The sequence below is a fragment of the Brachybacterium sp. EE-P12 genome, assembly GCF_003711805.1.
GTDB lineage: Bacteria > Actinomycetota > Actinomycetes > Actinomycetales > Dermabacteraceae > Brachybacterium.
Genome location: NZ_QXCP01000001.1, coordinates 42,127 through 54,310, shown reverse-complemented (window position 1 = coordinate 54,310; position 12,184 = coordinate 42,127). Strand labels below are relative to the sequence as shown.

At 72.4% G+C, this 12,184-nt stretch carries 10 protein-coding genes; 8 read left to right on the top strand and 2 right to left on the bottom strand.

What is annotated here, in order from left to right:
* Window positions 1-47: 47 nt before the first annotated feature.
* Window positions 48-341, top strand: a complete 294-nt coding sequence (locus tag D1648_RS00270) for a hypothetical protein (protein WP_164518519.1) — start codon at window positions 48-50, stop codon at window positions 339-341.
* A gap of 10 nt (window positions 342-351) precedes the next feature.
* On the opposite strand, the gene D1648_RS00265 is transcribed toward D1648_RS00270, so the two are convergent.
* Window positions 352-2,034, bottom strand: a complete 1,683-nt coding sequence (locus tag D1648_RS00265; protein ID WP_241155289.1) for a DUF4091 domain-containing protein — start codon at window positions 2,032-2,034, stop codon at window positions 352-354.
* A gap of 294 nt (window positions 2,035-2,328) precedes the next feature.
* On the opposite strand from D1648_RS00265, the gene D1648_RS00260 reads away from it, so the two are divergent.
* The 7 genes from D1648_RS00260 (at window position 2,329) to ppsA (ending at window position 11,636) form a co-directional block, all read left to right on the top strand.
* Window positions 2,329-3,006: an alpha/beta hydrolase gene (locus D1648_RS00260; protein ID WP_122938810.1), complete on the top strand. Its 678-nt coding sequence runs from the start codon at window positions 2,329-2,331 to the stop codon at window positions 3,004-3,006.
* Between the two features lie 72 nt (window positions 3,007-3,078).
* The gene (locus tag D1648_RS00255; protein WP_122938809.1) at window positions 3,079-4,884 is read left to right on the top strand and encodes a hypothetical protein; all 1,806 of its coding nucleotides are present in this window, start codon (window positions 3,079-3,081) and stop codon (window positions 4,882-4,884) included.
* A 183-nt stretch (window positions 4,885-5,067) separates the two neighbouring features.
* On the top strand, window positions 5,068-6,447 hold the full coding sequence (locus D1648_RS00250) for a hemolysin family protein (protein WP_122938808.1): 1,380 nt from the start codon (window positions 5,068-5,070) through the stop codon (window positions 6,445-6,447).
* Window positions 6,444-7,484, top strand: coding sequence for a hemolysin family protein (locus D1648_RS00245; RefSeq protein ID WP_122938807.1), 1,041 nt, complete (start codon window positions 6,444-6,446; stop codon window positions 7,482-7,484). The genes D1648_RS00250 and D1648_RS00245 overlap by 4 nt, the downstream gene beginning before the upstream one ends.
* 22 nt (window positions 7,485-7,506) lie before the next feature.
* Window positions 7,507-8,127, top strand: a complete 621-nt coding sequence (locus D1648_RS00240; protein WP_122938806.1) for a bifunctional 2-polyprenyl-6-hydroxyphenol methylase/3-demethylubiquinol 3-O-methyltransferase UbiG — start codon at window positions 7,507-7,509, stop codon at window positions 8,125-8,127.
* Window positions 8,128-8,315: 188 nt separating this feature from the next.
* On the top strand, window positions 8,316-9,242 hold the full coding sequence (locus tag D1648_RS00235) for a pyruvate, water dikinase regulatory protein (RefSeq protein WP_122938805.1): 927 nt from the start codon (window positions 8,316-8,318) through the stop codon (window positions 9,240-9,242).
* Between the two features lie 27 nt (window positions 9,243-9,269).
* Window positions 9,270-11,636, top strand: coding sequence for a phosphoenolpyruvate synthase (ppsA, locus tag D1648_RS00230; protein ID WP_122938804.1), 2,367 nt, complete (start codon window positions 9,270-9,272; stop codon window positions 11,634-11,636).
* 11 nt (window positions 11,637-11,647) lie between these two features.
* Here the strand turns inward: ppsA and D1648_RS00225 are convergent, their stop codons facing one another.
* On the bottom strand, window positions 11,648-12,031 hold the full coding sequence (locus tag D1648_RS00225) for a hypothetical protein (RefSeq protein ID WP_122938803.1): 384 nt from the start codon (window positions 12,029-12,031) through the stop codon (window positions 11,648-11,650).
* Window positions 12,032-12,184 lie beyond the last annotated feature (153 nt).

Sequence of the window (12,184 nt, the reverse complement as noted above, 5' to 3'; positions counted from 1 at the left end):
CACCGCCGCCGAGCACCGACATCGGACCCCATGACCAGGAGGACGCCATGACCGAGCCGTACGACCCCGCCGAGGACCCCGAGGTCGACCGGATCGTCGCCACCAGCGAGGACGAGTACGACCGCGGTGCCGACGAGGAGCCGGGCGAGGTGAGCATCGACGACGCCCTGGAGACCGATCGGGTCGCCGCCGAGGGCCCCGATTCCCGCAACGCCGACGGCTACGGCTTCGACGGCGACGTGGAGCGCGGCACGGACGACGCCACCGCCGCCGAGCAGGGCAACCGGGACGAGGACCGGATGGACGCCGAGCTGCCCGAGGAGGAGCTGCCCGAGCAGTGAGCCGGGCGGGTCAGCCCAGAGCGGCGAGGATCTCCGCGTCGACCGCCCGCCGGGCGCGCAGGTGCTCGACCTCGTCGTACGAGAACGACGCGTAGCTCAGCGTCCCGCCCTCGTCGATCAGCGACCGCGCACGCGCCCGGTCGGTGAGCTGGGCCAGCCAGGTCAGGGCACGGTGATCGGCCATGGCGTCGGCGAGCACGCGATGGCGCAGCGAGGGCCAGGCGCTGCCGTCGGGCCCCGGGTAGACCGCGAAGGCGTCCCCGCCGAAGAACGGCCCGCCCGCGCAGGTGTCCTCGAAGGGATCCACCGGGCGCAGCGCGAACTGCGTCCACCAGAAGTTGAAGCCCCAGTGCAGGAAGCCCGGCGCGTCGAAGGCGAACAGCTGCCGCCCCAGCACGCGGCTGCGCACCGAGGGCAGGGCGATGAAGCGGTTCGCGACCTCCCGGTTCTGCGAGACGCAGTAGTACACCCACGGCCGGCGGCCCGCCTCGAGGAACGGGCCGACGTGGTCCGTCGCAACGATCGGGACCTCCACCGCGCCCTGCTCGGCGAAGGCCAGCGAGCTGAGCGCATCGACCACCTCGGCGCCCTCCAGCAGGTCCTCGACCTGCGCCTTCGCGGCGCGGTAGGCCTCGAGGTGCTCGGCGGAGGGCTCGTCGGAGATGTGCCAGAGCACCTGCCCCTCCCAGTGCGCCTCCAGATGGGCGCGCAGCGCCGGGATCAGCGTCTCCAGCAGCCGGCGGTACTCCGGATCCGTGGCCGGGACGTGCCAGCCGAAGCGGTGCTCGAGCCCCTCGTCGGTCGCCACCTGGATCGCGGGGGTGTGCCGGGCGCCCCACTGGGTGAACAGGTGCGCGATCTCGATCCCGGTGAAGCCCAGCTCGCGGCAGATCCCGAGCCACCGGTCCAGCTGCGTGAAGTCCGGCGCGTACCGGCCGCCGTCCTCCCGGATCCCCACCAGCTGCACGAACGGCCGTGTGCGCCCCTCGGCGGTGTCCAGCGGCGGTGTCCAGGTGGGGGTGAGCACGCTGGTCACGTCCATCTCGCGGGCGGAGGCGAGGAAGGTGCGGATCAGCTCCCAGTGCTCCTCGGAGAAGACCTCCACCTCGTAGTGGGTCGAGAGGCTGTCGGCATGGAACCAGTGGGTGTTCGTGATCGTCAGCGGCGGAAGGCGGTGGGGGTGGATCCGCACCCGGGCGGTCTGCTCGGTGAGGACGTGACCGCCGGCGCCGGCGAGGGTGATCGTGAGATCCAGGTCCCCGGCCTCGGCCCCCTCGGTGGCGCGCACGTCGATCCACAGCGCCTCCCAGAGGCCGGGACGCAGCAGCACCGTGTCCGAGTCGAGGGGCTCGAGCAGGTCCGGGTACTCACCCGGCGCGGTGACGAGATAGTGCTCGTCGGCGTCCTCGGGCGCGGGACGGGAGACCGGCACGCGACGCACCGCGTGCACCCGCGCGAGGGAGGCGGCGGAGCCGCTGAGGCGCACCCGCTTCTCTCCGGCCTGCTCGCCCTCGTCCAGACGGACCGCCAGCTGCAGCGACAGCAGCTCGTCGAGGAATCCGGAGACGTGGACCCCGTCGAGCGGCGTCGCGGGCCGCGGCGTCTCCTGCCCGAGGACCTTCTCCAGGGAATCGGTGAGCACGGACTGCACGGGGAACTCCTCGTCGAGCACGGGGCGGTGGCCGGCAGCCATCCTGCCACGCTCCCCGACCCGTCACGCTCCCCGAATAATCCGTTGCCCGTGCGGGGGACCGGCCCTACGGTGGAGGCACACAGGGAAGGAGGTGATCCGAGAAGTGATTTCTTATCGGACATGTGAGGTGGCTCGCCGCTGAGGCGACCGTTCATCCGGACGCGCAGCGAATCCCACCGAGCTGCCGGGACCCCCAGGGGTCGGACCTCGTCCTTCCGACCAGCGCACCGCGCGACCTGGGGGTTCTTCCCTGCCCGCACGCCAGCGCCCCGGCGGAGGCCGTAGCCTGCGGTCATGACGACACCTCCCCAGTACGGCCCGGTGGAGCTGATCTCCCCGCACCTCGACGAGACCGCGGTGGTGCGCGGCGGCGACGCGGCGCGCCCGCTCGTGCTGCTCCTGCACGGGCTCGGCAGCGACGAGCGCGACCTCGCGAGCCTCATCCCCTTCCTCCCGCCCGTCTTCGAGTACGCCTCCCTGCGGGGCACCCACCGCTACGTGCAGGGCTATGCCTGGTTCCCGATGCCGCCCGATCGCACGCACCCGGTCGAGGCCGAGACGGCGGCCGAGGCGGTCGAGGCGTGGATCGCGGCGCAGGACCGGCCCGTGGCGGGCGCGATCGGCTTCTCCCAGGGCGGCCTGCTCGCCCTGCACCTCCTGCGCCGGGACGCGAACCGCCTGGACTTCGTCGTGAACCTCTCCGGCTGGCCCTCCCCGGGAGCCCTGCCGGGCGATGCGGCGCTCGCCGCCCGTCGACCGCCCGTGCTGTGGGGCCACGGCGGCGCCGACCCCCTCTACGACGAGGCCGCCGAGGCACGTGTGCGGGAGTTCCTCACCGCCCACACCGCGCTCGAGGAGGAGCGTCGACCCCACCTCGCCCACGCGGTCGACGAGATCGAGCTGCGCGCCGTCGCCGCGTTCCTGCGCCGCCGGGCCGAGGAGCTCGTGGACAGCTGCCCACGAGAGGCCTGAGCCCGGCTAGGATTCTCGGACGAACTGTCACCGACGGGGCGGGGGCCCCGCCGGAAGTGCTCAGGAGGGGTCATGCACTCTGTCGCCGTCGCGTCACCACGCCGTCCGCTCGCCGGGATCTCCCGCGCCCGTCTGCTGCTCGTGCTGCTCGCCGGGCTCGGGGCGCTGCTCGCCCTCTCGGCCTGCGGGAAGGTGGGCTCCACGACCGAGATCGCGGCCGACGGCTCCGGCACGCAGACCCTGGCCGTGACGATCTCCGAGACCGACATGGACAAGATCGACGGCGGCACGAAGACCGTCGAGGCCGCGATCGAGGAGCACAACCCGGGGCTGACCTACGAGGGCAGCGAGAAGGACGGCACCGACACCGTCTTCACCATGACCCTCGAGTTCTCCGACGCGAAGGACTACGCCGCCAAGGCCCAGAAGGCGCTCGAGGCCGGGGAGCTCACCAAGACCGCCGAGGTCACCTTCACCCCGCCCAGCCCGCCCTTCAGCTCCGGCTACACCCTCACCCGCAACTTCTCCGAGAAGGACCTCACCCGCTGGGCCGTCAAGGCGCTCGTGGACGACGGGAAGATCGCCGACGCCGAGGAGGGCGACATCGACTCCGCGCTCGATCCCGGCGAGACCACCGTGGAGGTCGACGGGGACGGGCTCGAGAAGGGCTGGGGCGAGGCCGACGGGGCCGACGTCTGGACCAACGCGGCGACCGCCTCCTTCGAGAGCGTCTCCGTGGTCACCGCGGGCGTCGAGGACCCCGCCGAGGACTCCTACACCCGCACCGTCACCTACGAGCTGCCGCGCGAGACCTATCTCGACGCGAAGGACGAGTTCGACGCCTTCTTCGCCGAGGCCACCCCCGAGGGCGGCGAGCTCACCCCCGCCGGGGACGCCGGCACCACCTGGGTCCTCGCCTTCCCCGCCGGGACCGCCGAGCAGGTGGGCACCTGGACCGACGCGGCGCTCGCCACGAGCGACAGCGTCTTCACCGTCGAGGCGGCGCCCGACTCCGAGGACCCCTTCTCCGTCGACACCAACGTCGTCGACAACATCGAGTGCTCCGTCGCCTGCGGCGAGTACGGCGCCCTCAGCCAGTCCCTCGAGGTGCCCGCCGGATTCCAGGGCGACGCCCAGGCCGCGGCCGAGGGCGGCACCGAGCAGATCTCCCTCGAGGGCGGCCCCGAGCCGCAGACCATCACCCGCAGCTACGGCTTCACCGGAGCCGACTACGACCTCACCGTGAACCGCGAGGGCGGCGGCAGCCTCGAGATGGCCCTGTCGATCCCCGTGGCCGACGAAGAGGTGGTCACCGAGGATGCGATCCTCGCGTTCCTCGGCGGCGACGCCGAGCGCTCCGAGGAGGACGGCACGGCCGTCTACACCCGCACCGCCGAGGCGAAGACCTCCGAGGACTTCCCCGGCGCGCTCCAGGCCCTCGGGCTCGAGGGCGCCGACGGCGCGCCCCAGGTCGACGTCGCCGAGAGCGGGAAGAAGTCCTACGCGGTCACGGTCGTGATGGGCCCGGGCGGCGACATCGGGGAGAAGATCGTCGGCCCCGGCACCTGGACCGTCCAGGGCGACGGGCTGCGCCCCACCTCCCTGACCGGCGACCAGACCGACAGCGCCTCCCTCGGAGAGGACGCGATCACCGTGAAGGACTCCCACGGCGTGTGGATGACCTTCTCCGCCGAGCGCACCGGCCTCAGCGGCGTCACGATCGTGCTGCTCCTGGTGGGTCTGGCCGTGCTCGGCCTGCTCATCGCCGCGGGCGTCGTCGGCTTCCTGCACCGCGAGAAGATCGCGGGCCTGCTGCGCGGCGGGTCGGACACCGACGTGCCGGACTCCTCCTCGGGCCCGGCCGGACCGAGCTTCTGAGACGACCTGCACCGCCCGCTCCCGCATCCAGGGAGCGGGTTGTAGCATTCCTGCATTCCCCGTCGAGCGCCGGCGGGGCGATGAGGAGCACCAGGAGATCATGAGCGCCGCCAGCGACGCCCCCAGTGACAGTCCCAGGCCTTCGGGCCTGCACTCATTCACTTCCCGCGGGGGGATCCGTCCATGGACCTGATCGGTCCCCTCGTCTCGCTGGCGATCGGGCTCCTGCTCGTGCTGGCCTGCGGCTGCTTCGTCGCCGCGGAGTTCTCCCTGATCACGGTCAACCGCAACGACGTGGAGGCCGCCGCCGAGAGCGGCGACAAGCGCGCCGGCGGCGTCCTGCAGGGCATGAAGACCCTCTCCACGCAGCTCTCCGGGGCGCAGCTGGGGATCACGGTCACCAACCTCGGCATCGGCTTCCTCGCCGAGCCCGCGATCGCCGCCCTCGTCGGCCCGCCGCTCGTGGACGCCGGGGTGGGCGAGGTCGCGGCACGCTCGGCCTCCGTCGCGCTCGCCCTCGTCCTCGCCACCGGCATGACGATGATCTTCGGCGAGCTGGTCCCCAAGAACATGGCGATCGCCCAGCCGCTGCGCACCGCGAAGCTCGTCGTCGGCTTCCAGCGCCTCTTCAGCTCGGTCCTGCGCCTGCCCATCCGGCTGTTCAACGGCAACGCCAACGCCGTGGTGCGCGCCCTCGGCATCGAGCCGCAGGAGGAGCTCGGCTCCGCCCGCAGCGCCGACGAGCTCTCCGTGCTGGTCAAGCGCTCCGCCGACGAGGGCGCCCTCGCCGAGGAGACCGCCTCCCTGGTCCAGCGCACCCTCGCCTTCGGCGACCGTCGCGCACACGACGCGATGGTGCCGCGCGGCAGGGTCGACTCCCTGGAGACCGAGCAGTCCGTCGCCGAGCTGCTGGCCCTGGCGCGGGAGACGGGCCACTCCCGCTTCCCGGTGCTGGACGACGACAACGAGATCGCGGGCGTCGCGCACATCCGCCACGGCCTCGCCGTCCCCTTCGACCAGCGGCCCACCACCAGGGTCGAGGAGGTCATGGGCACCGCGACGTTCGTGCCCGACACGGTGCCGCTCGACGACCTGATGGACACGCTGCGCGCCGGCGGGCTGCAGATGGCGATCGTGGTCGACGAGTTCGGCGACCACGCCGGGCTGATCACCCTCGAGGACCTCGTCGAGGAGATCGTCGGCGAGGTGCGCGACGAGCACGACGAGGAGATGGACGACACCCCCGAGCCCGACGGCTCCTGGGACCTCGACGCCCGGATGCGGCCCGACGAGGCCGCCGAGCGGCTCGGCGTCACCGTGCCCGAGCACGAGGACTACGACACCCTGGGCGGCCTGGTCACGATGGAGCTGGGACGCCTGGCCGAGGTGGGCGACGAGATCGTCGTGGACACCGACCCCGTGCCCGGGGAGCGGCCGGCCCGGCTGCGGATCGAGGTCACCGAGGTCGACGGGATGCGGATCGAGACCGTGCACGTGAAGGTCGAGTCCACCCCCGTGGACGACGGGAAGGATGCGGACGACGAGCGGGAGGGGGAGCGATGAGCGACTATCTCGGACTGCTCGCCACGCTCGCGCTGCTGCTCGCGAACGCCTTCTTCGTCGGCGCGGAGTTCTCGCTGATCTCCGCGAGGCGCTCCGTGATCGAGCCGAAGGCGCTCGAGGGGAACTGGGCCGCGAAGGTCACGATCTCCGCGATGGAGCAGGTCTCGCTGATGATGGCGGGCGCCCAGATGGGCATCACCGTGTGCTCGCTCGCGCTCGGCGCGATCAGCGAGCCGGCGATCGCGCACCTGCTCGAGGGACCCTTCGAGGCGATCGGCGTGCCCGGCGCGCTCACCCACCCGATCAGCTTCGTGATCGCGCTGGCCCTGGTCACCTACCTCCACGTCGTCTTTGGCGAGATGGTGCCCAAGAACATCGCGCTCGCCGGGCCGGAGCGGATGGCGCTGATCCTCGCGCCGATGCTGATGGGCGTCGTCGCCGTGCTGCGGCCCGTGCTGTGGCTGCTGAACGCGAGCGGCAACCTCGTCCTGCGCATGCTGGGCATCGAGCCGAAGGACGAGGTCACCAGCGCCTTCACCCGCAACGAGGTCGCGGCGATGGTGAGCGAGTCGCGCGAGGGCGGGCTGCTCGAGGACAACGACGAGGCGCTGCTGCTGGGCGCGCTGCGCTTCGAGGCCCGCTCCGTCGCCAACCTCGTCATCCCGCTCGACCAGGTCTCCACCCTCCCCGAGGGGGCGACGGCCGCGCAGGCCGAGGCCGCGGCGGTCGAGGGCTACTCCCGCTTCCCGATCCGCGCCGCGGACGGGGCCCTGACCGGGTACGTCCACATCAAGGACCTGCTCGACTCGGTCCAGGACACCCGCGACGAGCCGATCCCCGCGGCCCGGATCCGGGCGCTGCCGCGGATCGGCGCGGACCAGGCGCTGCGTGACGCGCTCGCCGAGATGCAGCGCTCCGGCGCGCATCTGGGCGCCGCGACCGGGCCCGGCGGCGAGGTGATCGGCGTGGTCACCCTCGAGGACATGCTCGAGGAGCTCGTGGGCCAGATCCGCGACGACTCCAGAGTGGCCGCGTGAACCGAGAGGGCAGGATGGGGGCATGACGACACCCATCCCCGGCCCGGACGAGAACCTGTGGACGGCGGCGCTGCGCCGCAACCCCGAGCACGCGAAGGGGTACGCCGAGCGGTGGCGCCGCCTCGAGGCCGCGGGGAAGGACATCCTGGGGGAGGCGCGGCTGCTGGACGCCATGGCCGAGCGAGGAGCCCGCATCCTCGATGCCGGATGCGGCAGCGGTCGGCTGGGCGGTCATCTCGCCCGGGCCGGGCACGACGTCGTCGGCGTGGACCTGGATCCCCATCTGATCGAGGTGGCCCGCGCCGAGCACCCCGGGGCGCGCTGGGAGGTGGGGAACCTCGCCGCCCTCGACCTGCGTGACGAGGGCGGCGCGCGGCTGCTGTTCGACCTGCAGGTCAGCGCCGGGAACGTGCTGACCTTCCTCGCCGGGGCCGAGCGCCGCCCGGCCCTCGCCGCGCTCGCCTCCCATCTCGCCCCGCAGGGACGGCTCGTGGTCGGCTTCGGCCTGGACCGCGGGTACGCGCTCGAGGACTTCACGGCCGACGCCGAGGTGGAGGGGCTCGTGCTCGTCCAGCGCTTCTCCTCCTGGGACCTCCGCCCCGCCTCGGACGACTTCCTGGTGGGCGTGCTCGAGCACGGCTGAGCGCGGCGGCGCCTCGTGCACGATCGCGCTCGGGTGAACGCGCACGACGGCGATCTCGCGCAGCGACGGGGTGAGCCGCGCCACCTTCCCGGACCGGAGCGCCCGCCGGTCTCCCCTCCCGCTACGGTGTGGCCAGCACATCGACGTGTCCCCGGCCCCGAGGTCGGGCCCACCGCAAGGGGCGCCGTATGACCGCATCGCTTCCGATCCCGCCGCCGCTGCCCGGCGCCGCGCGGGGCGCGGCACCCGCGTCGGCCGCATCGACCGGCTCGACGGACCCTCGCCCGGACGCGCCGGAGGCGGTGCCCGTCTTCTTCGTCTCGGACTCCACCGGCATCAGCGCCGAGACCATGGGCAACGCCCTGCTGCTGCAGTTCCCGTCGGTCCCCTTCGAGCGGCACCTGATCCCCTTCCTCCGCAGCGTCGAGGAGGCGCGAGAGGTGCGCGAGGACCTCGACGCCGCGATGGACGGCGCGGTCGCGCCGATCGTGTTCCTCACCGTCGTCGACGAAGCGGTGCGCGAGGAGCTGCTGCGCACCCGCGCCCCCGTCGTCGACTTCGTCAGCGGCCACCTCGCCCAGCTCGAGGCGCAGCTCGGCGTCACCGGCGACCACGCCCCCGCTCGGCTCCACGGCGTCGGCGACTCCCGCCGCTACAACCGCCGCATGCAGGCGGTCGAGTTCGCGATCGAGCACGACGACGGCCAGTCCGTGCGCGCGATCGAGAAAGCGGATGTCGTCCTCATCGCGCCCTCCCGCTGCGGGAAGACCCCCACCTCGATGTACCTCGCGCTGATGCACGGCATCTTCGTGGCGAACTACCCGCTGGTGGACGAGGACCTCGCCGGCGAGGTGCTGCCCGGCTCGATCGCCCGCTTCGCCGACCGCTGCTTCGGGCTGCTCACCTCGCCCGAGCGCCTCACGGCCGTGCGCTCCGAGCGGCGCGCCGGCTCCCGCTACGCCTCCCTCGCGCAGACCCGCTGGGAGCTCTCCCGTGCCCGCCGCGTCTACGACACCCACGGCATCGACTTCGTCGACTCCTCGAGCAAGTCCGTCGAGGAGATGTCGACCCTGATCCTCCAATCCCTCGCCCGCCGCGGCACCACCGCCCGGTGAGCATCCCCCACCCCCGAAGGAGCAGCAATGACGCAGAGCATCCGGTGGTTCTCCGAGCTCGGCATGGCCGATCTCGAGCAGGTCGGAGGCAAGAACGCCTCCCTCGGCGAGATGGTCTCGAACCTCGCCGCCCTCGGCGTCGCGGTGCCCGACGGCTTCGCGACCACCGCCGAGGCGTATCGGGAGTTCCTGGGCGCCACGGGGCTGGCCGAACGGATCGACGCACGGCTCACGGGCCTGGACACCGAGGACACGATCGCGCTCGCCGAGGCGGGGCGCGAGATCCGCGAGCTCGTCATCGCGCAGCCCTTCCCCGCCGCGCTCGAGGAGGGGATCCGCTCGGCCTACGCGCAGCTCGCGGAGGGCAGCGGCGAGGAGGCGTCCTTCGCGGTGCGCTCCTCCGCGACCGCCGAGGACCTGCCGGACGCGTCCTTCGCCGGGCAGCAGGAGACCTTCCTGAACGTGCGCGGCATCGACGACGTGCTGCTCGCGATCCGGGAGGTGTTCGCCTCCCTGTACAACGACCGGGCGATCGCCTACCGGGTCCACCACGACTTCGAGCACGCCGCGGTCGCGCTCAGCGCCGGGGTGCAGAAGATGGTCCGCTCCGACATCGGCTCCTCCGGGGTCATGTTCACGGTCGACACCGAGTCCGGCTTCGAGCAGGCCGTGTTCATCACCTCCGCCTACGGGCTCGGCGAGGGCGTGGTCCAGGGCGCGGTGAACCCCGACGAGTTCTACGTCCACAAGCCCGGGCTGCGTGCGGACCGGCCCGCGATCCTGAAGCGCCAGGTGGGGGAGAAGGCGACGAAGATGGTCTACACGACCGAGACCGCCGTCGGCCGCACCACCGCCTTCGTCGAGGTGGACCCCGCCGAGCGGGCGCGCCTGTCGCTCACCGATCAGCAGGTCGAGGACCTCGCGAAGCAGGCGCTGATCATCGAGGACCACTACGGGCGAGCGATGGACATCGAGTGGGGGCTCGACGGGGCCGACGGGCGGCTGTACATCCTCCAGGCCCGCCCCGAGACCGTGCAGTCCAGGACCGGCAGCACCGTGGAGAAGTACCACCTCTCCTCCCGCGGACCGGTGCGGGTCGAGGGCCGTGCGATCGGCGCCCGGATCGGCGCAGGCCCCGTGCGGGTGCTCGACTCGATCGACCGCATGCACGAGTTCCGGCCGGGCGAGGTGCTCGTCGCCGACATGACCGACCCCGACTGGGAGCCGATCATGAAGCGCGCGAGCGCCATCGTCACCGACCGCGGCGGCCGCACCTGCCACGCCGCGATCATCGCCCGCGAGCTGGGGATCCCCGCCGTGGTCGGCACCGGCACCGCCACCCGCGAGCTGCGTGAGGGGGAGGAGGTGACCGTCTCCGCCGCCGAGGGCGACACCGGCTACGTGTACGAGGGGGCTCTGGACTTCACCGTCTCCTCCTCGGAGGTGGACGCGATGCCGCCGTTGTCCACGAAGATCATGATGAACGTGGGCAACCCCGAGCAGGCCTTCTCCTTCTCCCGCCTGCCGAACGCGGGCGTGGGCCTGGCGCGGCTCGAGTTCATCGTGAACCGCCAGATCGGCATCCATCCTCGGGCCCTGCTCGAGCCGGAGCGCCTCGACGAGCAGACGGCCGCGCGGGTGGCGGAGAAGGTCGCGGCGTACCCGAGCCCGCGCGAGTACTTCGTCCAGCGGGTCGCCGAGGGTGTCGCCACCATCGCCGCCGCCTTCCACCCCGAGCCGGTGATCGTGCGGATGAGCGACTTCAAGTCCAACGAGTACGCGAACCTCCTGGCCGGGACGCTGTTCGAGCCGGAGGAGGAGAACCCGATGATCGGCTACCGCGGCGCCTCGCGGTACCTCTCGGAGGACTTCGCGGACTGCTTCGCGATGGAGTGCGAGGCGCTGCGGTACGTGCGCGAGGACATGGGGCTGGCGAACGTGAAGCTCATGATCCCCTTCGTGCGCACCCCCGCCGAGGGCAAGGGCGTGATCGAGCTGCTCGCCTCCCACGGACTGGTGCGCGGCAAGGACGGCCTCGAGGTGATCATGATGTGCGAGATCCCCGCGAACGCCGCGACCCCGGAGCTGTTCCTGGAGCACTTCGACGGCTTCTCGATCGGCTCGAACGACATGACCCAGCTGACCCTGGGCCTGGACCGCGACTCGGCGCTCGTCGCCGACGCCTTCGACGAGCGCGACCCGGCGGTGAAGTTCATGCTCTCCCGCGCGATCGAGGCGTGCCGCGCGGCGGGGAAGTACGTCGGCATCTGCGGGCAGGGGCCCAGCGACCACCCGGATCTCGCCGAGTGGCTGCTCGAGCAGGGCATCGCCTCGATGTCCCTGAACCCGGACACCGTGGTGGACACCTGGCTGCGGCTCGCGAAGCTGGGCTGAGCGCCGCAGGGTCAGGCGCGGTCCTCGTCCTCCATCACGGGCATCTCCCCGGTGCGGGTGGCGTGGCTGCCGCCGCTGGGCTGCGAGGTCACGGTGGTGAGCAGGAAGGCGCAGTCCTCGAGCGCCTCGACGGCGTGCCGGAAGTGGGTGAGCGCCTCGAGGTCCCCGGCGCGCAGCTCCGCCTCCTCCTGCCCGGTCACGCGCACGGCGCCGCGCACCACCTGCATCGAGGCGGCGGGCGGCGAGTTGTGCTCGGGCAGGCGCACGCCGCGGCGCAGCGCGATGACGCTCTGACGCAGGGGGCCGTCGCTCACCAAGAGCTCCGCGTGACGGCCGTTCTCCGCTGTGCGGGCCGCGTTCATGGCCCGGGTGATCGCATCGGGCAGGGCAGGCATGGGGTCCTCCTCCTCGGGGCGGCGTGGGTCCCTTCCCAGTATCGGTCAGGCGCTGCTGCGGCGCTGGCGAATCGGCGAAGGACGGGGAGGCCGCCCTTCACCGGCCGTGCGCTCGACATCGTGCTCGCGACGGAGGCGTCTCCCGGCCCGAGC